Source organism: Actinoallomurus sp. NBC_01490 (assembly GCF_036227085.1).
Lineage (GTDB): Bacteria > Actinomycetota > Actinomycetes > Streptosporangiales > Streptosporangiaceae > Actinoallomurus > Actinoallomurus oryzae.
Map to the genome: position 1 here is coordinate 866,539 of NZ_CP109433.1, position 18,565 is coordinate 885,103.

An 18,565-nucleotide genomic window follows, 5' to 3' on the forward strand; every position below is an offset into this window, starting at 1 on the left:
TCCAGGGGCACCGAGTGCTCACCCACCAGCGGCTACCAGGCACCGAGTCTGTCCCACAAACTCACCCGGCACCTCCCATTAGGGGCACCCTCACCTTGCCAGGCCCCGGTGAGGGCGCCCCTCGCACGAACCGAGCGCTCACGGCCTCCGGCCGGACGGCCGCGCTCTCACACGGGTTCGGAGACTCGTACGGGGGTGTCGTCTCGCCGTTGGTGCTGGGTGGCCCAGGAGAGTAGTGCCGTACGGCACGCGTGGTCCAGGTGGCGTAGTCCGGACAGGTCCAGCTCGACCGGACGCCCGTGCGGGATCGCCTCCAGGGTGTCCAGCACCCGCGGCAGGCGCAGGAACGTCGCGTTGCCGGTGAGCCTGATCTCGATCGGCCCCTCGTCGTTCCCGCGCACGTCGACATGGATGTCGGAGACGTCCCACGCCGTCTTCGCGACCGCGAGCAGGATGCCGATCAGCACGCCCTCGAACAGGTTCGTGCACACGATCGCCAGCGTCGTGCCCATCAGCACGATCGCCTCGCCGCGCTCCGTACGCCAGAGCCGGCCGACCTCGCGCGGCGACAGGAGCTTCCACCCCGCGTGCACGAGGACCGCGGCGAGCGCGGTGACCGGGATGACGCCGAGCGCCGCCGGAGCCGCCACGGTGAAGATCAGCAGCCAGCCGCCGTGCAGCACCCGGGACAGCTTGGTACGGGCCCCGGCCTGCACGTTGGTCGCGCTGCGGACGATCACCGCGGTCATCGGCAGCGCGCCGAGCATCCCGCAGACCGTGTTCCCGGCGCCCTGCGCCATCAGCTCCTGGTCGTACCGGGTCCGCGGGCCGTCGTGCATCCGGTCGACCGCGGCGGCGCTGAACAGGCTCTCCGCCGAGGCGATCAGCGCGAACGCGATGATCGTGCCGAGGATGCCGACGTCGGCGAGCCGGCCGAGGTGATCCAGCGCGGGCGGCCGGAGCGACTCCAGCAGGCCGTTCACCTCGATGCGTTTCACGGGCAGGTCGAGCAGCGCGGTGGCCAGCGTCGCCAACGCGACGGCGGCCAGCGCCGCCGGGATCGTCCGCAGCCACGCGGGGACGAACCGCCAGCAGGCCAGCACCAGCAGGGTGCCGGCCCCGATGCCGCCGGCCGCCAGGGCCGAAGGATCGCGCGCCGAGTCGGCGACCAGCGCGGGCAGCGCCGTCAGGTTGGCCAGCGGGGCACCGGGCGACCGCCCGTCGAACAGCGTGTGCGCCTGCCCGAACACCAGCGCGAGGCCGATGCCGGCGAGCATGCCCTGGACGACCGAGATGGAGATCGCGCGAAACCAGCGCCCCAGCCTGAGCGCGCCCATCGACAGCTGGAGCAGGCCGGTGGCGAGCACGACCAGTCCGAGAATCTGTAGCCCGTGCTCACGCACGGCCTCGTACACGAGCACGGTCAGGCCGGCCGCCGGGCCGCTGACCTGGAGACTGCTGCCGGGAAGCGCGCCCGCCACGAGGCCGCCGACGATGCCGGTGACCAGGCCGAGTTCCGGCGGGACGCCGGACGCCACGGCCACGCCGATGCACAGCGGCAGGGCGACCAGGAAGACGACCACGGAAGCCAGGACGTCGCGGGCCAGAATGTCACGTGCCGGGAAGAGTTCCATCTTTCACCTTGGGTGTCGCGGATGGGACTGACGGCGGCGGGAGTTGGCCAGGCGGGGGGTTCGGCGGAGCGTCAGTGCGCAGCCTGAGATGACCGCGGCGCCCTGCCGCGGCCTGTGGTGTCGGTCGTTGGTCGGAGTGGCCGCCGGAGCGGCCCGTCTCCGGCGGCCTGATTTCAGCTTGTCGGCGGTCTGGTCACCGCCGTGGGGTCACAGCGGCCGGAAGCGTCCGTCCCGCGGGTCCAGCACGCTGACCTTGCCGCTGCCCACGGCGTAGAACCATCCGTGCAGGCTCAGGTCGCCGTACTTCAGCCGCTTGGCGACGCTGGGATGGCCCTTCAGGCGCTCGAGCTGGACCTGGACGTGCCGCTGCACCGCCGAGGTGAGCGCGTCGCCGTCGAGGAAGTCCGTGGCCTTGCGCGTCTCGTCGTGCGGCTCGGTGTCGGCGAGCCACTTGTGGACGGCGGGCAGTGCGCTCGGCGCGCCGGGGTGAAGGATCGCGTTCACGCCCCCGCAGTGGGAGTGACCGCAGACGATGATGTCCTTGACCTCGAGCACCTCGACCGCGAACTCGATCGTGGCGGTCTCGCCGAACCCGCGCCCCTCGTCGTACTCGGGCACGACGTTGCCCGCCGTGCGCAGCTCGAAGAGGTCGCCGGGCGAACCCCCGGTGATCAGCGCGGGTACGACCCGTGAGTCGGAGCATGTGATGAACAACACGTGCGGGTGCTGACCGTCCGCGAGAGGGCGGAGGTCGTCGGCGCGCTCGGCGAACGTGCGGGCATTGTCGATAAGCGACTGCATGGCGCAGCCTTTCTGTGCATCCGTAGGACATGAACGGGAGATGCGGAACAGGCGCGTCGTTGCGCCGCTCATGGACGGAAGGAGCTAGTCGAATAAGCGGACAATTCGCCTTATTTTACGTTGACCGGAGTGACGGTCAACGACCGGCCCGCCTACGGACGGTCAGCAGCGGAAGACCTGGAGCGCCTCGGGCGTGCAGGTGCCGAGGTGTGGCCGCGGGCCCTCTTCCACGGTCGCGCTTGGCGCGGCGTCGGGCAGCACGAGAGTCGCGCCCCTCGCCGGTATCGGCACGGCGATCTGCGCGGACGGTGGAAGCGCGAGCAGCCGGGGCCGACCGGGAACGCCGCGGTCGGTGAGTTGGCGATCGGGGTCCACGTCGTCGCGCATCTGGGCGTCACGTTTTTCGGCGAGTTCGCCCGTGGAAATCTTGCTCTGTGCGACGGTCTGCGTCGTGTCGATCGCCTCGGGACCTCCGGTGAAGGCGAGCGCGACCAGCAGTATCGCCGCGACCCAGCCCAACCGTGCCCTCACCGCGCGCCCCCTGACTCGCGTCCTTACAAAGTTCCACTCGCAGCAAGCATAACCCGAGACATCGGGCAAAGGGGAGAGGCAATTTCCGGCGACTGGGGGTATATATAACGCTAACTAAGTACATTTCATCGCATATTCGGTGGCATTCCTCTCCCTCGCACGGCCGACCCGGCCCCCTCTCACGGGTGAGGCGCACGGCCGGGGCCGACTGCGATCTTCGGATCCGAACCCGGAGTGCGCCCCTGGGGGGCGCCGCGAAGTCGTGGACCGAAGGAAGGCGGGGCGATGACCGCTGGAGGGATCCTGAGGAGGATGCACGGCCGGACGGCGAAGGGAGTGCCCCGGTGGGCGCTGCTGGCCGCGTACGCCACCACGCTGACCGCGCTGCCCTCAGGTGTCTGGCGGATCGCCGCGGTGAACCTCCACGCGCCGCTGCTCGAACGGACCACGACGCCGCCGACAGGTCACGGTCCGGTGCTGTTCACCGGCCTGTGGTACGTGGTGGTGCTCAGCGTGGTCAGCGAGGTTCTCGCGTACCTGACGGTCGGACTGGTCAGCGAGTGGGGTGAGGTGGTGCCGCGCTGGGTCCCCGGACTGGGCGGGCGGCGGGTGCCGGTCCTCGCCGCGGTCGTGCCCGCGGGCCTCGGCGCGACGGTGCTCACGCTGCTCTTCCCGTACGCGCTGATCATGTTGAGCCTCGGCCGGATGATCAACGGAACCCGGGGTACGGGCGTGCTCGTCCACGGCTGGCAGGCCGTCGCGTTCGCCGTGACGTACGCGCCGCTGGCGGCCTGGGGGCCGCTGCTCGGCATCGTCACCGTGCACTACCACCGTCGCCGGCGCGCCCAAGGCGTGTGATCGAACACAAGCTTCTGATCACACGCGAAGCGTTCCCGCCGGGGCGGCGGGAACGCTTCGCGGTCATGCGATCAGCGACCCCTGAGATCCGTCTCAGTACGTGACTGGACCGATCTCAAATAACGGCACGGCTACTTCGCCGTACTCTTGCCGTCGCTCTCGTCGTGGTCCTCGGCGTAGTCCGCATAGCGGTCTGCGAGGTCCTCATACGACGAGTCGTCGTCGTAGGGGTCATGGTCATCCTGCGAGTTCTGGTTGACGCCCAGCTCGCCGCGCAGACGGTCAAGGTCTGTCCCGCCGCTGTTGTACTTCAGCCGGCGAGCTACCTTCACCTGCTTGGCCTTGGCTCGGCCGCGCCCCATTGGCTCGACCCCCTCGATGGTCGGGGACCCGTCGTTGGCCCCACTTACGCTCGCTTACGCATCCACAGCCGGGCGCGACAAGACCCCACGCACCAGCTACGGCTACAACCGTACCCGTTTTGCGCCCGGCTCGGTACGTCGTCTGCGCGGTGGCGGCTTCAGCAGAGGATAGCCGACGATGTGGACTGACACGTCCGGGATCTCCGTCACAGTGAAGATCCCGGACGCGAATGGGTCAGGAGTTGACCAAGATGCCGCGCAGGCGGCCGATCTCGGACATCCGGCGCTCGGCGAGCCGGTCGGCGGCCACGGCCGGGGGCACGCCCTCGTCGGCGGCGATCTGGAAGATGCGCCGCGTGGTGTCGAAGATCCCGGTGGCCTTCTGCCGGGCCCGGTCGAAGTCGAAGCCCTCGATCTCGTCGGCGACCTGGATGACGCCGCCGGAGTTCACGACGTAGTCGGGGGCGTAGAGCACCCCGCGGTCGGCGAGCTGCTTCTCGATGCCGCTGTGGGCGAGCTGGTTGTTGGCGCCGCCGCACACGATCTTCGCGCGCAGCATCTCGACGGTCGCGTCGTCCAGGGCGCCGCCGAGGGCGCACGGGGCGTACACGTCGATCTCTGCGCCGGCCAGCGCCGCGTGCCCGTCGACCACCTGGACCTCGGGGTGCTCGGCGCGCACGCGGTCGATCGCGGCCTCGACCACGTCGGTGATGATCACTTCGGCGCCGTCGGCGATGAGGTGCTCGACCAGGCGGTGGCCGACCTTGCCGACGCCCTCGATGCCGACGCGGCGGCCGCGCAGCGACGGCTCGCCCCAGGTGTGCTCGGCCGCGGCGCGCATCCCCTGGAACACCCCGAACGCGGTCAGGATGGACGAGTCGCCGGCGCCTCCGTGGGCGAGCGTACGGCCCGTGACGTACGAGCACTCCCGCGCGATGACGTCCATGTCCTCGGAGAACGTGCCCACGTCACAGGCGGTGAAGTAGCGGCCGTGCAGCGACTGCACGAACCGGCCGTACGCGCGGAGGAGCCCCTCGGACTTGATCGCGGTGGGATCGCCGATGATGACCGCCTTGCCGCCGCCGAGGTCGAGATCGGCGAGAGCGTTCTTGTACGCCATGCCCTTGGAGAGGTTCAGCACGTCGGCGAGAGCCTCGTCCTCGGATGCGTACGGGTAGAAGCGGGTTCCGCCGAGCGCGGGACCCAGCGCGGTCGAGTAGATGGCGATGATCGCCTTGAGGCCGGTGGCCTCGTCGTGGCAGAACACGACCTGTTCGTGGGGGGCGCCGAAGACCTTCGTCACGTTGTGGCTCCTCTCTGAGCGCACACTGCTCGATGCCGTGGTGGCGGCGTTGAGCGTTGTACCCGGTACCCGGCCGCGGGTCGGCATGTCCGTGGATCGCACGACAGGTGACCGGCGGCGGGAGCATGAGTCCGACACGGTCAGCGTAGGCGTACCGCGGCCCGCTCCGCAGTGATCGGCGTCATGCCGGGGCGTCGCGCGGATCCCGCCCGCCGTGCGCGGTCCGTGACCCGCGTGCGAAGATCACCGGGAGCCCCGTCGCGTACGGTGACCGGAGGTCTCAGGAGCGTCTCGGCGGGCGTGACGACGAGCGTTCCGCGGCGAGATCGTGTCACGATGCGGTCGTGCTGCCCTACGCCGCGTACCTTCGGGTATACGAACCGCTGAACGCCTTTGCCGAGCCGGAGAAGTCCATTTGGGCAGCGTATGCCGCATCGGAGAAGCGGCCGCGGCGTGTCGGCGCTCTGGACGTCGAGCACACCCACGCCCTGAGACGCGTGATCGCGGTGCCCCCGATCGTCGCTCCGGTCCGGGAGAGCCGTGACGCGTACGTGCGGCGCGCCGAGGACGTGACCTACATCTGCCCCTGGGAGACACGGCTGCGCTCGTGGCTGGCCTTCGACCGGTTCCGTGACGGGATGTCGGAGCAGCTCGCCGAGATGTTCGTGCCGCGGCGCGTGGCTGAGCAGGCCGAGGGCGCGTTCGACCGCTGGAAGCGGCAGGCCGGCACGCTCAGCCCGCACATCCTGTCGAGCACCTGGCAGGTGCCGCTCGCCTGGTTCGTCCCTTTTGTCGCGAAGGAGCGCTGGCTCGTGCTCGGCGCGCACGACGACAACCCCGGCGGCGGCCCGACGACCGCCACGCCCGTGCGCACGCTGATCTACGTCACACCGATGGCCCAGGCGCGCCGCCGCGTCGCCCGCGCGCTGGTCGCCGTACGACGCCACGCCGGTGAGCACCTCGACGTCGGCGAGGTCGAGTCGGTGGGCCGCTGGCTGGAGGAGTTCCACCCGCACTCGCTGGTCGAACTCGACTACGGAGGGCTCGTGCACCTCCTCGACGACGCCGCTCTGCGCGCCGATGAGTCCGTGGCCGAGGTGGCCGCGGCGATCACGGGTATGGAGACCGGGCAGACCGAACTGGCGGTCGCGATGCACAAGCGTGTCGTCGCCCGCTGGCGCGTCGTACGAGCTCTTGAATCCGCGAACTGAGGACAATTACCTGAATCAGCGCGCGATGCGACGATACGTGTCGCTAGAATCACGCAGCGTGACTCAGCCACCAAAAATCGCAGAGTTGCTATCAGGGACTTGCCTGTTGCGCTGAGTGGTGGCATGGTTACGTCTTGTGATGTCAAAGTGGTTCATCCAGACCATAAGAGACATCAGTGGCACGCGCGAGGATCAAACGCTGGATCGCTGTCATCGGTCCACGGAGGAGAGGCCGCACAAATGTCAGCTCGTACGCCAGAGGCCGAGCCCCTGCTGACGCCGGCAGAGGTGGCGACGATGTTCCGCGTCGACCCCAAGACCGTCACCCGCTGGGCGAAGGCTGGGAAGTTGACGTCAATCCGGACGCTGGGAGGGCATCGGCGCTACCGCGAGGCCGAGGTCCGCGCTCTGCTGGGGGGGATCCCGCAGCAGCGGTCGGAGTAACCCGGAGACACCCCGATCCGTGATCGGCGAGCCAAGTGAGCGCCGGTCGCCGTCGCCACGGCGACGCACCCGGTCGGCCGCGTCTCTCCGCGGCCGGTCGCACTGCGTGAACCGCGATGTGGCGGAGCCACCGTCGCGTGCGGACGGTCGGGGGGCTTCCACGAGAAGTTCAATCGGCCCCGTCCCGAACGGGGCCGCGTAGGGGGGTTCTACGGACTCCGCGAGGGTCGTCTCCGGCCTGGAGGGGCCATCGTTCCCGAGAGGATCGACGGCCGCTTCGGACTGGAGACGACTCACGCTGAAGGTGCGGTCGTCCCGCCCAACAGCGGGCGGGACGGTCGTGCCGCCGCGAAGCCGCCCGGAACACCTGCGCAACGCAGGCCGGACGGCGGGACACGCCCAAAACCGCCGGGACACGCCCAAAGGGCTGAGACACGCCCGATTGATCGAAGGATCCCAACCGGACTGACGGCCGGCCCGCTCTCGTCCGCGCGAAGCCGCGCGACGCGACCCTGGCCCTCGGGGGGTGCCGGATGGCCTTCGCAGGGGGAGATGGGCCGTAACCCCGCAGGCGATGAGAGGCGCCGTACGGCGTTCGCGTGCGGGAGGGCGGTCCATGATGGGCGTGGCCGCGTCGCTGGACGAGGTGGCCCGTCTCAGGGCCGTCTGGGCGGGATGCTCGTGGGTCGGGGTGCGGTCAGGTGTGGGTGCTCGGGTGAGCGCCTCCGCCTCAGGTGCACCGATGACCCGTGGTTCGGGTCAGGCGGGTGTGTCGTCGGCGAGGCGTTCGAGCAGTGCGGCCACCTCGGGGTCGTGGCGGGCGGCGACGTCCAGGAGCACGACGTGGTGGTCGACGAGAAGGCGTTCGAGGTCGGCGCGCGGCAGGTCGCGGTGTTCGAGCCAGTCGAGGCCCGCCGTCTCCACCGACGCCATCCACGAGCGCAGCGTGATGCGCAGCACCGGGCCCGGGTCCTTGACGCCGATCGCGGCGGTGATGTGGTGCATCACCAGGCTGCGGATGTTATCCAGAACCTCGCCGACCTCGCCCGAGCGGTACGCCGGGCCGCCGCGCAGCAGGGCCACGAAGCCCGCCGCGTGGTCTTCCACGTAGTCGAAGTAGCGGTGCAACGAGACCGCCAGGCGTTCGAGCGGTTTGCCCTCGGCCGGGGGTTCGAGCAGGTCGCTCAGCTGCTTGGCGGCGCTGTGCAGCGCGGCGAGGTAGAGCTCCTGCTTGCCGCCGAAGTAGTGATAGACGAGGGCCCGTGACGCGCCGGCGGTGTCGGCCACGTCGTCGATCGAGATGTCCTCCGGCTGCCGGTCGCTGAACAGCTCGAGGGCAGCGGCGATGAGCTCGTCGCGGCGCTCGTCGACGCTGAGCCGCCGTCTGCTCGGACGGCTGCCGGAGCCCACGACACGATCACCCACGCCTGGCAGCGTATCCGAGCCCGCGTCCAATAGACGGCCATCCGTGGCAGGTCAGCGCCGACACGACCCCCCAAACACCGTCTATCGACCATGACCGAAAGTCCTCTCCTGACCGCCCGTTACGCACTGTTACAGCAGTCAAGGGCCGTGTCGGGGCATCATGGCATCTCCTCCCTTGCGGCGGTCCGTCTGTTTCTGCCCGGATTCAGGTGGGGCGTCGGAGACACAGGAGACCGAAGTGGCAGCAGAGGATGAACGCCGGGAGAGGGTCGTGGCGGCGAAGCCCACCATCCGGAACGTCGCCGAACGAGCAGGCGTGTCCAAATCACTGGTCTCGCTCGTCATGCGCGGGTCGCCACACGTCAGCGAGCACCGCCGGCAGGCCGTGCTCAAGGCGGCGCGCGAGCTGGGATACCGGCCGAACGCGGTCGCGCGCAGCCTCGTCGAGGGCCGTACGCGCCTGATCGGAGCGCTGGTCGCCGACCTGCACAACCCCTTCTTCGCCGAGTTCCTCGACGGGTTGCAGGAGAGCCTGCACGGCGCGGGCCTGCGCATGCTCGTCGGCAGCGGCCGGTGGGATCCGCACTTCGAGGCCGAGGCGGTCGAGGCGTTCCTGGAGATGCGGGTCGACGGCCTCGTCCTGCTCAGCGTGGTGCCCGACTCGCTGAAGGAGGCCGCCAAGAGCGTCCCGGTCGTGGTCGTGGGCGAGCGCGACGTGGAGGGCGTCGACATCGTGGTCGACGACGACGAGCTCGGCGCGCGGCTGGCGGTCGACCACCTCGTCGGGCTCGGGCACGACCGGATCGCCCACATCGAGGGGGCGCCGTCGACGACCGCGCACTACCGCAGGGTCGGGTACGAATCGGCGATGAGAAGCCACCGGCTCGATGACCGGATCATCGTGGAGCCGGGCGACTTCACCGAGGACGGCGGCTACCGCGCGGCACGCAAGCTGCTGTCCCACGACCCGCGTCCGACCGCGATCTTCGCGCCGAACGACCTGGTCGCGACCGGTGTCCTGTCCGCCGCCGACGAACTCGGCCTGCACGTGCCCGAGGACATCTCGATCGTCGGGTACGACAACACGCATCTGGCCGCGATCCGGCACGTCTCCCTGACGAGTGTCGACCAGCCGCGCCGCGACATGGGCCGCGTCGCCGCCGAGCGCCTCTGCGCCCGCATCAACGACCCGCTGCGCGACACCCTGCAGACGCTCGTCGTGCCGCACCTGGTCATCCGGTCCACCACCGGCCGCGCCCCCGGCCACTGACCTCCCCGCGGCGCGGGGTACCCCGCGCGGGTCTTGTCACGGTAAGCGGCCGGTCAAGTCTGGCCGAAGCCGCCTGCCGTACGGCCGGGGCACGGCCTTAATGGGTGAGCACACCAGCCGCTCGGCGGGCCGAGGGGGTGGCGTCGCCAGGCCCATCGGGGGGATCGGCCGGCACGCCACCGCGGGACCGCCGGGCGGCGGCCAGAGTGGATCATGTGGACCCGGGGGTAATCATGCGTGATCCGGAGTTGGTCTCCTGCGCCCAGCGCGCCGCGAGCGAACTGGAGCGCGCGTGGTCCCAGTGGCGACGCGCACGAGGCCTGATCGAAGAGGTCTCGGAGTCGGTCGCGAGCTACGTGGCCCATTCGATCGACCATCCCTGGGGCCGCCCGCGCGTGGTCCTGGGACTGGACGCGGATGAGGCCCGCGCTCTCGCGGCGCTGCTCGGCAAGGAGCACGCCTGCCTGTAGCCCGGTGACCCACCTGGCCGGACACCGGGTTGGAACCGTGCCCGGAACCGTCTCGGGCAGCCTCTCGGACGGTCGCCGGAAGTCCAGGCGTGACCGCCGTCGCCGCGAACTCAGCGCGGAGAGGGCGACGGCGGTCACTCATCCCGGACATCAGGGGCCGCCGGGGCGACGGCGTGCTGTTGAGAACGTGGATGCGCAGGTCAACGGCCGGATGGCGGTTACCCTGCCCGCGGTTGGGCAGGGCTTTACCGTCAACCGGCCAAAGCTCTCCCCCGTCTTTGGCACACTGAGTCATGATGTCTGAGCTCATGACTCGTTCCGGACGCAAGGCCTTCGGCGCCCTGGCGATCGCGGCCGTGGCCGGGCTGGTCAGCGCCTGCGGTTCCGGCGGCGACTCCACCGCCTCGGCCGCGCCGCCGTCCGTCGCGCCCACCTCCGCCGCGGCGTCTTCGGCCGCGCCCACGCCGCAGGCGCCGCTCGCCGGAAAGACCATCGTGATCGACCCGGGCCACAACGGCGGCAACGCCTCCCACCCGGAGATCATCAACAAGAAGGTCAACGTCATCAACGCGACGAAGCCGTGCAATACCACCGGCACCGCGACGAACGACGACTACCCCGAGCACGCCTTCACCTGGGACGTCTCCCTCCGCCTGGCCAAGATCCTGCGAGCCAAGGGCGCCAAGGTCATCCTCACCCGCAAGAACGACAAGGGCGTCGGCCCCTGCGTCGACGAGCGGGCGAAGATCGCCAACCGGGCCCACGCCGACGCCAGCCTCGCCATCCACGGTGACGGCGCCCCGGCGAGCGGCCACGGGTTCCACATCATCGAGCCGGCGGTGCTCAAGGGGCACAACGACAAGGTCGTGCCCGAGTCCAAACGGCTCGGCATGGATCTGCGCAACGCCTTCCACCAGGGCACCGGCATCCCGTACTCCACCTACCTCGGCAAGCACGGCATCGACGTCCGCAGCGACCTGGGCGGGCTCAACGTCGCCACCGTCCCGGCCGTGTTCATCGAGGCGGGCAACATGCGCAACGCCGGCGACGCCGCCAAGATGAAGAGCCCCGCCGGACGGCAGAAGATGGCCGAGGCGCTGGCCCAGGGGTTCGTGAAGTTCCTGACCTGACGCCGCGACCGGGAGAATGGGGGCATGCCCCCGACCACAGCGGCCGAACGCGTACGTGACCTGTTCCACCAGGCCGGATACACCGTCGACGGCGTACGCGACCTGCTCGGGCCGGTCGCGGGTGCGGCCCTGGCCCGCGGCGAGATCGTTCCCGCGCTGCGCGCCTCGCGCGGAGGCACCCCCGTCGAGGCACTGCTCCGCCTCTTCTGGCTCCAGGTGCCGATACCCGCACGAGCCCTGCCCGCCGACGACCTGATCGCGCTCGGCCTGGCCGAAAACGCCGACCGCGACACCGTACGGGCGCGCCTGCACGTCGAACCGGTCGAGGGCGATGCGCGTCACCTCGGCTACGTCGTCTCCGATCTGGTCGTACGGCCCGGTGCCGGCCGGTTGCGGCCCGACCACGTCGTCGGCCAGGGCGGCGCCTCGGCGAACCTCGCCCAGCTCGTTGTCCACAGGCCTGTGGACAACGTTCTCGATCTGGGGACGGGCTCCGGCGTCCAGGCCGTTCACCTGGCCCAGCGTGCCCGGCGCATCACGGCCACCGACCTCGACCCGCGTGCCCTCGACCTGGCCGCGCTGAGCTTCGCCCTCTCCGGGGTGGAGGCCGAGCTCCTCGCCGGTGACCTGTTCGCGCCGGTCGAGGGCCGGACGTTCGACCTCATCGTGTCCAACCCGCCGTTCGTGATCTCGCCGGAGCGGCGGTTCGGCTACCGCGAGTCCGGCCTGCCCGGCGACGAGGTCTGCCGGCGGCTCGTACGCGAGGCGCCGCGTCACCTCGCCGACGACGGCTGGTGCCACCTGCTCGCCAACTGGCTGCACGTCGAGGGCGAGGACTGGCACGACCGCGTCGCCGGCTGGATCGAGGGTGTGGACGGCTGGGTCGTGCAGCGCGACGTCCAGGACCCGGCGGAGTACGCCGAGCTGTGGCTGCGCGACTCCTGCGAGGCCGGCACGCCGGAGTACCGCGACCGGTACGACGCCTGGCTGGAGTCGTTCGAGAGCCGGAAGGTCACCGGCATCGGCTTCGGCTGGATCAGCCTGCACAAGAGCGGCGGCGAGGACGTCCGCGTCGAGGAGCTCCGGCACGCCGTCGACCAGCCGGTGGGCGCCTACGTGGACAGGGTCGTACGCGGTCGGCCGGCGATCACCGACGCGACGACGCTGCGTACCGCCGACGGCGTCGTCCAGGAGCAGATCGGCCGGCCCGGCGCGGAGGATCCCGAGCGCATCGTGCTCCGTCAGACCCACGGCCTGCGCCGTGCCGCCCAGGTCGGCACGGTCGAGGCGGCGCTGGCGGGCGCCTGCGACGGCGACCTCCCGCTCGGTCCGCTGCTCGACGCGATCGCCCAGATCACCGAGACCGACCCCGGAGCCGTACGCGCGGCGGCCCAGGACGTGATCCCGGATCTCGTCGCCGACGGATTCTTTGAGATCATCGACTGATGGTCCCGATCCGTACGCTCACGCTCGGCGTGGCCGAGCCGCACCCGCTGACCGGTGACGTCATCGCCAAGTCCGCCGAGGCGCTGCGCCGCGCCGAGGCCGCCTGCCGGGCCGACGGCTACGAGGTGCAGACGCTGCGCCTGTCCGCCCGCCCCGTCTTCGGCGACCTGACCCCGACCGCCGCGTACGCCCGCGAACTGCAGGCGATGCTGGACGACGCGGGGCTCGTCTACCTCTCGCTCGGTCCCGTGACCGACGGCGTCGAGCTCGTCCCCGACCTGCTGATCGGCAATGACGCGCTCAACTGCACGGTACGGCTCGACGGCAACACCGCCGCCGCGCGCCCGGCCGCCGAGGCCATGCTCCGGCTCGCGAACGAGACCGAGGAGGGCTTCGGCAACTTCCGCTTCGCCGCGCTCGCGTGCGTGCCGCCGAACGGCCCGTTCTTCCCCGCCGCGTACCACGAGGGCCCGGCCGACCTGACCGTCGGCCTGCAGGGCGCGAGCATCGCCGTGAAGGCGGCCGAGGGCGGCCTCGACGGGCTCACCGAGCGCGCCGCCGAGGCGTTCACCGCCGCGGCGAGCCCGGTCGTGCGGCTCGTCGAGCGGATCGCCGGTGAGCTGGGCGTACGCTTCGGCGGCATCGACCTGTCCCCGGCGCCGAACGGCACCGACAGCGTCGGCGCCGCGTTCGAGGCCACGGTCGGCGCGTTCGGTGCGCCGGGCACCCTCGCCACCGCCGCCGCGCTGACCGCGGCGTTGCGCGGCACGAGCCTGCCGACGTGCGGATACAACGGGCTCATGCTGCCCGTGATGGAGGACGTCGTCCTGGCGCGCGCCTGGGAGGAGGGCCGGATCGGCCTGCACGACCTGCTGGCCTACTCCTCGGTCTGCGGTACGGGCCTGGACACCGTCCCGCTGCCGGGCGACAGCTCGCCCGACGACCTGGCGCGGCTTCTGCTGGACGTCACCGCGCTGGCCGTGAAGCTTCAAAAGCCGCTGTCGGCGCGGCTGTTCCCGGTGCCGGGCACGCGGTCCGGCGACCGTACCGCCTTCACCTCCGAGTACCTGACGAACACGATCGTCAGGTGGTGACCCGGGCGATCGCCTCCAGGCTCGCGGCGACGTAGGTCTCCGGGGCGGCGAGGAAGACGTCGTGGTCCTCCTCGATGGTGATCACCTCGGCGCCGAGGGCGTCGGCCATCGCGCGCTGGTCGCGCGGCGGCACCGCGGAGTCCTTGGCCGTGACCATGACGACGGTCGGCACGTCCTTCAGCGAGGCGGTGTGCGGGCGGAAGTCGAAGTCGTACTCGGCCAGCATGACGTCCACCATCGTGCGCGGATGGCACAGCATGAGCTCGCGGCGCAGCCACTGCCACAGCAGCTTGGTCTCGGTGCTGCGCTTACGGGTGTCGCCGAAGAACCGCAGCGACGCCGTACGCCCGAGCCCGAGTGCCGTGAGCGGCCGTACCGCGCGCAGGAGCGGCTTGGTCAGCTTGTCCATCCAGCTGTCGAACCGCAGCGCGGTGGCCTGGAGGACCAGCCCGGCGACACGGTCGGGGTACCGGCGGGCGAGGTCGAGCCCGACCGGGCCGCCGAGCGAGTAGCCGAGCACGATCGCCTTGTCGATGCCGAGCGCGTCGAGCAGTGCGATCTGGTCGTCGGCGGCGCCCTCGATGGTGAACCGCTCCGCGCGGGTCGGACCCCGGCCGTGCCCGTGGTGGTCCATCGCCACCAGGCCGCCGGGCAGGCGTGGCATGAGGTGGCAGAAGTTCACGTCGGCGGTGAGGGTCCAGCCGTGCAGGAGCAGAGTAGGAGTGTCCCCGTCGACGACCCGGACGGTGACCCGGCCACGGCCGGGCAGGTCGATCACCCGGGCGGGCGGAAGGCCGGGCTCGATCACACTGGGGCCGACCCGGCCGAGCGGACGCATGAACCCCAGCCCCCGGCGAAGATCGGCCTGCGCACCCATGCCCAGAGCTTCGCACGACAAGCGGATCCAGCATATGAGACGGTTCTCACACCGATCTGGGGATTATTCACGGGTCCCGCCTGGCGGCCATCACCGAAGGAGGAACGGCGAAATGACCGTGGTGGGGCCTGCCGAGAAGCACGTGCTCATCGACGGCCGGCGGCTGGCCTACGTCGACTTCGGCGGCGAGGGCATCCCCCTCCTGACCCTGCACGGACACTTCGGCCGTGCGCGGATGTTCGCCCCCTTGGCCGCCGCCCTCGCCCCTGCCTACCGGGTGATCTCGCTGGAGCAGCGCGGCCACGGTCACAGCGAGGGCGACGGCGACTTCAGCCGGGAGGCCTACGTGGCCGACGCCGCCGAGTTCCTGCACCGACTCGACCTCGGCCCGGTGATCGCGCTCGGCCACTCGATGGGCGGAGTGACCGCCTACCAGCTCGCCGCCAGGCACCCGGACCTGGTCCGCGCCCTGGTCGTCGAGGAGGCCGGCGCCCTCAACCGGCGACCGGAGGTGCCTCACCCGGTCCTGGACGTGCGCGCGTGGCCCCGGCGCGCGGCCACCCTGCGCGAGCTGCGCGGCCAGGTCGAAGCCCGCGGCATCCCCGACGCGAGCTACTTCATGGAGAGCGCCGTTGAGTACCCCGATGGCTGGGGCTTCCTGTTCGACTACGCCGACATGATGAACTCCCAGCAGGCGCTGGTCGGCGACTGGTGGCACGACTGGCTCGGCTCGCGCTGCCCGGCTCTGCTCGTGCACGGCACGGACAGCTTCATCCTGTCCACCGCGATGGCCCGGCGGATGGCCGAACGACGGCCGAACACCGTGCTCCGGGAGCTCCCCGGCTGCGGCCACTGGGTCCACGACGACGATCCGGACGGCTTCGCCGAGGTCGTCCGGGACTTCCTCGCCGCGGCGACCGCGTCACGTTGACGCCGCCGTACGTCGCGGTGCCCGGAGCAACCGGTCGAGCCGGTCGGGAGCGTCCGTGGTCAGCACGGGGGTGTAGATCACCAGATGCAGGTCGGGCTGGTCCGAAGGCGCAAGTCGGTGGTGTTCCAGGTGGAGGTCGCCGACGACCGGGTGGTGGAACACACGCTCGCGCGAGGCGAAGCCTTCGATGTCATGACTCTTCCAGCCGGCCCGGAACTCCTCGCTGGCATCGAGCAGGCGCTCGATCAGCTGCGCGTACGACGGGTCGCCCAGGCGGGGACCGGCCTCGGCCCGGAACTCGGCGAGGAACCGGCGGCTGGTGATCTCCCAGTCGGGCAGCAGCTCGCGTACGTACGGATCGGTGAACACCAGCCACAGCAGATTGCGGTCCCCGGGCGGGACCGTGGCGACGTTCGGGTACAGCGCGGCGTACGCGGTGTTCCAGCCGGAGATGAACCAGTCCGGGGCGATCGCGTACGAGGGGAAGCCCTCAAGCGCGTCGAGCAGCCGCTGTACGTGGGCGGGCGCGGTCCGCGGGATCGGCCGGACGTTCGGCTCCGGAGGGGAGTAACCGACCAGCGTCAGGAGGTAGGTGTGCTCGGCGACCGACAGCCGGAGCGTGCGCGCGACCGCGTCCAGCACCTGCCGTGACGGATGGATGTCGCGCCCCTGTTCGAGCCAGGTGTACCAGGTGACGCTGACGCCGGACAGGTACGCCACCTCCTCGCGCCGGAGCCCGGAGGTGCGTTTCCCGCCGATCGGCGGAAGCCCGAGGTCGGCGCGTACGAGCTGGTTGCGGCGTGCCCGGAGGAAGGCGCCGAGCTCGCCGCGCCGCTCGCGCTCGATGGTCACGGTTCGAATACTAGTAGTGCCACTACTAGAAGCCGCGCCGTCTTCAGCCGGGCCGGTCCGGCGGGGATCGTTGGGCGCATGCCAGAGCTGAGATCACGGACCGTCACGCACGGACGGAACATGGCCGGCGCCCGCGCCCTCCTGCGGGCCGCCGGAGTCGACCGGGAGGACTTCGGCAAGCCGATCGTCGCCGTCGCGAACAGCTTCACCGAGTTCGTCCCCGGTCACACGCACCTTCAGCCGGTCGGGCGGATCGTCTCCGCCGCGATCAAGGAGGCCGGCGGCGTCCCCCGGGAGTTCAACACCATCGCGGTCGACGACGGCATCGCCATGGGGCACGGCGGCATGCTCTACTCCCTGCCCTCGCGCGACCTCATCGCCGACTCCGTGGAGTACATGGTCAACGCGCACTGCGCCGACGCCCTGGTGTGCGTCTCCAACTGCGACAAGATCACCCCGGGCATGCTCATGGCCGCGCTGCGGCTCGACATCCCCACCGTCTTCGTCTCCGGCGGCCCCATGGAGGGCGGCGCCACCACCCTGGCCGACGGCACGGTCCGCGACAGCCTGCACCTGATCTCGGCCATGTCCGGCGCGGTGTCCGACGCCGTCACCGATGAGGACATCGCCCGTATCGAGGAGGCGGCGTGTCCCACCTGCGGTTCCTGCTCGGGGATGTACACGGCGAACTCGATGAACTGCCTGACCGAGGCGCTCGGCCTCGCTCTGCCCGGCAACGGCTCGACTCTGGCCACCCACACGGCGCGCCGGGCGCTGTACGAGGACGCCGGACGTACGGTCGTCGACCTCGCCCACCGGTACTACGAGCAGGACGACGCGAGCGTGCTGCCGCGTGCCGTCGCCTCGCGTGCCGCCTTCGACAACGCGATGTCGCTGGACATCGCCATGGGCGGCTCGACCAACACGATCCTGCATCTCCTGGCCGCCGCGCGGGAGGCCGGACTCGACTTCACCCTGCGCGACATCGAGGAGCGCTCCCGCGCCGTGCCCTGTCTCTGCAAGGTGGCCCCGAACGGCAGGTACCTGATGGAGGACGTCCATCGCGCCGGGGGCGTTCCCGCGATCATGGGCGAGCTGCGTCGCGCCGGGCTCCTCCATGAGGAGGCGCACGCCGTCCACGCCGGCTCGTTGGGCGAATGGCTCAAGACCTGGGACGTCCGCGGCGGATCACCGTCGCCGGAGGCCCTGGAGCTGTTCCACGCCGCTCCGGGGCGCGTCCGCTCCTCCGCCGCGTTCTCCCAGTCCGAGCGCTGGCGGGATCTGGACCTCGACGCCGCGAACGGCTGCGTCCGCGACGTCGGTCACGCCTACTCCTCCGACGGCGGCCTGGCGGTGCTGCGCGGCAACCTGTCCGAGGACGGATGCGTGGTGAAGACCGCCGGCGTGGACGAGTCCATCCTGACCTTCACCGGCCCCGCCGTGGTGGTCGAGTCGCAGGAGGAGGCCGCCGAGGCGATCCTCGACGGGCGCGTCGAGGCGGGCGACGTCGTCGTGGTCCGCTACGAGGGCCCACGCGGCGGGCCGGGCATGCAGGAGATGCTGTACCCGACCGCGTACCTGAAGGGCCGTGGTCTCGGTAAGACCTGTGCCCTCGTCACCGACGGCCGTTTCTCCGGCGGCACCTCCGGCCTGTCGATCGGTCACGTCTCACCGGAAGCGGCGGCCGGCGGCACCATCGCTCTCGTCGAGGACGGCGACACCATCGTCATCGACATCCCGGACCGCTCGATCCGGCTGGACGTCCCGGACCACGTGCTGGCCGAGCGCCGCGCCCGCCTGGAGGCGGCCGGCGGCTACCGGCCCCGGCACCGTGACCGGGCCGTGTCGACCGCGTTGCGCGCCTACGCTTCCATGGTCCTGTCCGCCGACAAGGGGGCCGTCCGCGAGGTGGTCTGACCTACTGTG

18 protein-coding genes are annotated in these 18,565 nt (G+C 70.9%); 10 read left to right on the top strand and 8 right to left on the bottom strand.

Annotation, left to right across the window (positions count from 1 at the left end; all coding sequences use genetic code 11):
• Window positions 1-167: 167 nt before the first annotated feature.
• From OG417_RS04510 to OG417_RS04520, 3 genes are all read right to left on the bottom strand, one after another.
• Entirely contained in the window at window positions 168-1,634 is a 1,467-nt protein-coding gene (locus OG417_RS04510; RefSeq protein WP_329250162.1) for a SulP family inorganic anion transporter, read from the bottom strand.
• Between the two features lie 207 nt (window positions 1,635-1,841).
• Window positions 1,842-2,435: a carbonic anhydrase gene (locus tag OG417_RS04515; protein ID WP_329250165.1), complete on the bottom strand. Its 594-nt coding sequence runs from the start codon at window positions 2,433-2,435 to the stop codon at window positions 1,842-1,844.
• Between the two features lie 162 nt (window positions 2,436-2,597).
• Complete coding sequence (locus OG417_RS04520; protein WP_329250168.1) at window positions 2,598-2,966, bottom strand: hypothetical protein; 369 nt, start codon at window positions 2,964-2,966, stop codon at window positions 2,598-2,600.
• Window positions 2,967-3,278: 312 nt separating this feature from the next.
• Between OG417_RS04520 and OG417_RS04525 the strand changes: the two genes are divergently transcribed.
• On the top strand, window positions 3,279-3,824 hold the full coding sequence (locus OG417_RS04525; RefSeq protein WP_329250171.1) for a hypothetical protein: 546 nt from the start codon (window positions 3,279-3,281) through the stop codon (window positions 3,822-3,824).
• A gap of 131 nt (window positions 3,825-3,955) precedes the next feature.
• Here the strand turns inward: OG417_RS04525 and OG417_RS04530 are convergent, their stop codons facing one another.
• Both OG417_RS04530 and OG417_RS04535 read right to left on the bottom strand, forming a co-directional pair.
• The gene (locus tag OG417_RS04530; RefSeq protein ID WP_290116918.1) at window positions 3,956-4,186 is read right to left on the bottom strand and encodes a DUF3073 domain-containing protein; all 231 of its coding nucleotides are present in this window, start codon (window positions 4,184-4,186) and stop codon (window positions 3,956-3,958) included.
• A gap of 235 nt (window positions 4,187-4,421) precedes the next feature.
• Window positions 4,422-5,489, bottom strand: a complete 1,068-nt coding sequence (locus tag OG417_RS04535) for a Glu/Leu/Phe/Val dehydrogenase dimerization domain-containing protein (protein ID WP_329250174.1) — start codon at window positions 5,487-5,489, stop codon at window positions 4,422-4,424.
• A gap of 344 nt (window positions 5,490-5,833) precedes the next feature.
• Here OG417_RS04535 and OG417_RS04540 point away from each other — a divergent pair, with 344 nt between their 5' ends.
• The gene (locus tag OG417_RS04540) at window positions 5,834-6,700 is read left to right on the top strand and encodes a hypothetical protein (RefSeq protein WP_329250177.1); all 867 of its coding nucleotides are present in this window, start codon (window positions 5,834-5,836) and stop codon (window positions 6,698-6,700) included.
• A gap of 240 nt (window positions 6,701-6,940) precedes the next feature.
• Complete coding sequence (gene bldC / locus OG417_RS04545; RefSeq protein WP_141956617.1) at window positions 6,941-7,144, top strand: developmental transcriptional regulator BldC; 204 nt, start codon at window positions 6,941-6,943, stop codon at window positions 7,142-7,144.
• Window positions 7,145-7,903: 759 nt separating this feature from the next.
• On the opposite strand, the gene OG417_RS04550 is transcribed toward bldC, so the two are convergent.
• On the bottom strand, window positions 7,904-8,569 hold the full coding sequence (locus OG417_RS04550; protein WP_329250180.1) for a TetR/AcrR family transcriptional regulator: 666 nt from the start codon (window positions 8,567-8,569) through the stop codon (window positions 7,904-7,906).
• A 238-nt stretch (window positions 8,570-8,807) separates the two neighbouring features.
• Here OG417_RS04550 and OG417_RS04555 point away from each other — a divergent pair, with 238 nt between their 5' ends.
• From OG417_RS04555 to OG417_RS04575, 5 genes are all read left to right on the top strand, one after another.
• A complete protein-coding gene (locus OG417_RS04555; RefSeq protein ID WP_329250183.1) occupies window positions 8,808-9,839 on the top strand; it encodes a LacI family DNA-binding transcriptional regulator in 1,032 nt (343 codons plus the stop codon).
• 233 nt (window positions 9,840-10,072) lie between these two features.
• Window positions 10,073-10,309 carry a hypothetical protein gene (locus tag OG417_RS04560; RefSeq protein WP_329250187.1) on the top strand — a complete coding sequence of 79 codons (237 nt, stop codon included), beginning with the start codon at window positions 10,073-10,075 and terminating at the stop codon, window positions 10,307-10,309.
• A 308-nt stretch (window positions 10,310-10,617) separates the two neighbouring features.
• Window positions 10,618-11,439, top strand: a complete 822-nt coding sequence (locus OG417_RS04565; RefSeq protein WP_329250188.1) for an N-acetylmuramoyl-L-alanine amidase — start codon at window positions 10,618-10,620, stop codon at window positions 11,437-11,439.
• A 24-nt stretch (window positions 11,440-11,463) separates the two neighbouring features.
• Window positions 11,464-12,885, top strand: a complete 1,422-nt coding sequence (locus OG417_RS04570; protein WP_329250191.1) for a DUF7059 domain-containing protein — start codon at window positions 11,464-11,466, stop codon at window positions 12,883-12,885.
• Window positions 12,885-13,979 carry a DUF711 family protein gene (locus tag OG417_RS04575; RefSeq protein WP_329250194.1) on the top strand — a complete coding sequence of 365 codons (1,095 nt, stop codon included), beginning with the start codon at window positions 12,885-12,887 and terminating at the stop codon, window positions 13,977-13,979. The genes OG417_RS04570 and OG417_RS04575 overlap by 1 nt, the downstream gene beginning before the upstream one ends.
• Here the strand turns inward: OG417_RS04575 and OG417_RS04580 are convergent.
• Window positions 13,969-14,856: an alpha/beta fold hydrolase gene (locus OG417_RS04580; RefSeq protein ID WP_329250196.1), complete on the bottom strand. Its 888-nt coding sequence runs from the start codon at window positions 14,854-14,856 to the stop codon at window positions 13,969-13,971. The genes OG417_RS04575 and OG417_RS04580 overlap by 11 nt on opposite strands.
• A gap of 112 nt (window positions 14,857-14,968) precedes the next feature.
• Between OG417_RS04580 and OG417_RS04585 the strand changes: the two genes are divergently transcribed.
• Window positions 14,969-15,787, top strand: a complete 819-nt coding sequence (locus OG417_RS04585; RefSeq protein WP_329250199.1) for an alpha/beta fold hydrolase — start codon at window positions 14,969-14,971, stop codon at window positions 15,785-15,787.
• On the opposite strand, the gene OG417_RS04590 is transcribed toward OG417_RS04585, so the two are convergent.
• A complete protein-coding gene (locus OG417_RS04590) occupies window positions 15,779-16,639 on the bottom strand; it encodes a helix-turn-helix transcriptional regulator (protein WP_329250201.1) in 861 nt (286 codons plus the stop codon). The genes OG417_RS04585 and OG417_RS04590 overlap by 9 nt on opposite strands.
• 78 nt (window positions 16,640-16,717) lie before the next feature.
• Between OG417_RS04590 and ilvD the strand changes: the two genes are divergently transcribed.
• Window positions 16,718-18,556: a dihydroxy-acid dehydratase gene (gene ilvD, locus OG417_RS04595; protein WP_329250204.1), complete on the top strand. Its 1,839-nt coding sequence runs from the start codon at window positions 16,718-16,720 to the stop codon at window positions 18,554-18,556.
• Window positions 18,557-18,565 lie beyond the last annotated feature (9 nt).

Excerpts from the sequence above, each read along its gene's own strand:
- OG417_RS04530 (WP_290116918.1), bottom strand. The coding sequence starts at position 4,186 with ATGGGGCGCGGCCGAGCCAAGGCCAAGCAGGTGAAGGTAGCTCGCCGG.
- OG417_RS04510 (WP_329250162.1), bottom strand. The coding sequence starts at position 1,634 with ATGGAACTCTTCCCGGCACGTGACATTCTGGCCCGCGACGTCCTGGCT.
- OG417_RS04525 (WP_329250171.1), top strand. The coding sequence starts at position 3,279 with ATGCACGGCCGGACGGCGAAGGGAGTGCCCCGGTGGGCGCTGCTGGCC.
- OG417_RS04515 (WP_329250165.1), bottom strand. The coding sequence starts at position 2,435 with ATGCAGTCGCTTATCGACAATGCCCGCACGTTCGCCGAGCGCGCCGAC.
- OG417_RS04560 (WP_329250187.1), top strand. The coding sequence starts at position 10,073 with ATGCGTGATCCGGAGTTGGTCTCCTGCGCCCAGCGCGCCGCGAGCGAA.
- OG417_RS04565 (WP_329250188.1), top strand. The coding sequence starts at position 10,618 with ATGACTCGTTCCGGACGCAAGGCCTTCGGCGCCCTGGCGATCGCGGCC.
- ilvD (WP_329250204.1), top strand. The coding sequence starts at position 16,718 with ATGCCAGAGCTGAGATCACGGACCGTCACGCACGGACGGAACATGGCC.
- OG417_RS04580 (WP_329250196.1), bottom strand. The coding sequence starts at position 14,856 with ATGGGTGCGCAGGCCGATCTTCGCCGGGGGCTGGGGTTCATGCGTCCG.
- OG417_RS04575 (WP_329250194.1), top strand. The coding sequence starts at position 12,885 with ATGGTCCCGATCCGTACGCTCACGCTCGGCGTGGCCGAGCCGCACCCG.
- OG417_RS04585 (WP_329250199.1), top strand. The coding sequence starts at position 14,969 with ATGACCGTGGTGGGGCCTGCCGAGAAGCACGTGCTCATCGACGGCCGG.
- bldC (WP_141956617.1), top strand. The coding sequence starts at position 6,941 with ATGTCAGCTCGTACGCCAGAGGCCGAGCCCCTGCTGACGCCGGCAGAG.
- OG417_RS04570 (WP_329250191.1), top strand. The coding sequence starts at position 11,464 with ATGCCCCCGACCACAGCGGCCGAACGCGTACGTGACCTGTTCCACCAG.